We start from the raw sequence: 1,707 nt of genomic DNA, 5'->3' as shown, positions 1-1,707 counted from the left end.
ACAAACAATATAGTCTATAACAAAACCTGAAATGCATTAAAACGCAGTTTGCCAAACCGTTGGATCTTGAAAGAAATTTAACACATAGTAATTTGACATTCACACTTTTCACCTAGTATACAATCAATAAAAAAACAATCAAATGAACATAAAAGATTTACATCAAGATACAAAAGCAATTTCAACAGCTTTGATCTTTAAAACAACTGAAGGTAATGTTACTTCAATTCAAATATTAGCAGGCGAACAATTAAAAGAACACATTACAAAAGTACCAGCATTACTAGTTTGTTTGATGGGAGAAGCTATTTTTGAGAATGAGAATGGCATTAAACTTACATTGACAACAGGTGACTATGTTGATATTGAACCAAATACAAAGCATTGGATAAATGCGAAATCTAATAGCAACTTTATACTCATAAAGTAGTTTTTCTTAAAGACGGAATCATTCGTTTAGTGGTACATATACCCGCTCCTCCCAGCTGAGAAAAGTTCGTCTTAAATGAAATTTAGCTAACTATAATTTAAATTCGGCTGAAACCCAATTATTACACTACCTATTCCTTCATGGAATACTACATCTTCAAAATAAAAGTAAATTTGGAAACCAATTGGCTAATTCGTTGAATGGCGATTAGCTACTTGTTATCCATCATAGAAAACCATGATAAAACAATTCATTCTAGCGTATCTCTTCTTAGTGCTCCTGTACAATACTTCCCATGCACAAGAAGTGAAAAGAGATACCATCCAATACAGTAAACATTCTGCTACTGCTGGAATAGGAATGGAAACACTCTATTACCTTCAATACAAATACAAATTTTATAACAGTCGCTTCTTACAATCGAATGTGCTCGTTGGAATAGGTGACAGTCCAAGGGACGAAGAAGGCGACCTTCCCGCCCATTACACCATCTCTACAGGGTATAGGAAAAATAAACCACCTTTTCCATGAGTTTTGAATGTACTGGAAGCTGGCTCAGTTGTCAAAAACGGTGATAATCGAGAAAAATGACTATATTCCGGTTCAGTTAGCACAAAAAAGTCAAAGATTTTGCTGCGTTTTGGCGCTTCAGGCGAAAAACGCTCAGGGGTAAAGGTCAGCCCAATGATGAAGAGGATTGATAGGAGCGAGCACGGGATCAGGTTGGCTCGAAAAGTTCAAAGGCCTGCGCAGGTGATCTGGGCGGCGCCCTGGCAGGTAGGCCGAGATGATCAAGAATCTTAGTGATTGCGCCAGATTCCAGGATAGCGGCGATGATTTTCAGGGTTCCACCACAGTGCGGACAATGTTCGATGTCGATATCAAACACCCGCTTTAACAAACGCGCCCAACTGATGCGCACAGAAGTTGTCGATTGCGGCACATCGTCATTCGCATCTGTTGGTTTACTTTTGTTTTTCATTCCGTCAGGAATAATCTCGGCTCGTAACTTGGCATTCGGTGCGAGCACGCCATGGAAGCGAATGAGGTTGAGCCTTGGCCGGGGAACCAATGCGGCCAGGCGTTGCATGAATTCTAACGGCGACATGACAATATGCGTCGTGCCATCCCGATAAGGCGTCTTTAACGTCAACACCACCTGCCCGGCACTGTTTAGCGCTAGCCGTTCATTGGCAATTGCCGGTCGCGTGATGTAACGGCACAGATGTTCCAGTTCCTTACGCTGATTCATCGCGCAACGCACCCCGGCATGCAGG

The 1,707-nt window shown here is 41.4% G+C and carries 2 protein-coding genes; one reads left to right on the top strand and one right to left on the bottom strand.

Going from position 1 to position 1,707, the window contains the following annotated elements; genetic code table 11:
- The first annotated feature begins 142 nt into the window (after positions 1–142).
- Complete coding sequence (locus tag C7H79_RS17015) at positions 143–430, top strand: cupin domain-containing protein (protein WP_106708410.1); 288 nt, start codon at positions 143–145, stop codon at positions 428–430.
- 718 nt (positions 431–1,148) lie between these two features.
- On the opposite strand, the gene C7H79_RS17005 is transcribed toward C7H79_RS17015, so the two are convergent.
- Positions 1,149–1,707: transposase (locus C7H79_RS17005; RefSeq protein ID WP_206781777.1), on the bottom strand; the 559-nt coding region annotated here is incomplete at its 5' end.

The organism is Nitrosomonas supralitoralis (genome assembly GCF_003011925.2).
In the GTDB taxonomy this organism is placed as follows: Bacteria; Pseudomonadota; Gammaproteobacteria; order Burkholderiales; family Nitrosomonadaceae; genus Nitrosomonas; species Nitrosomonas supralitoralis.
This window is presented reverse-complemented; position numbering and strand designations above follow the sequence as displayed.

Bases quoted from the DNA above. Each gene is read 5' to 3' on its own strand.
- C7H79_RS17015 (WP_106708410.1), top strand. From the start codon at position 143: ATGAACATAAAAGATTTACATCAAGATACAAAAGCAATTTCAACAGCT.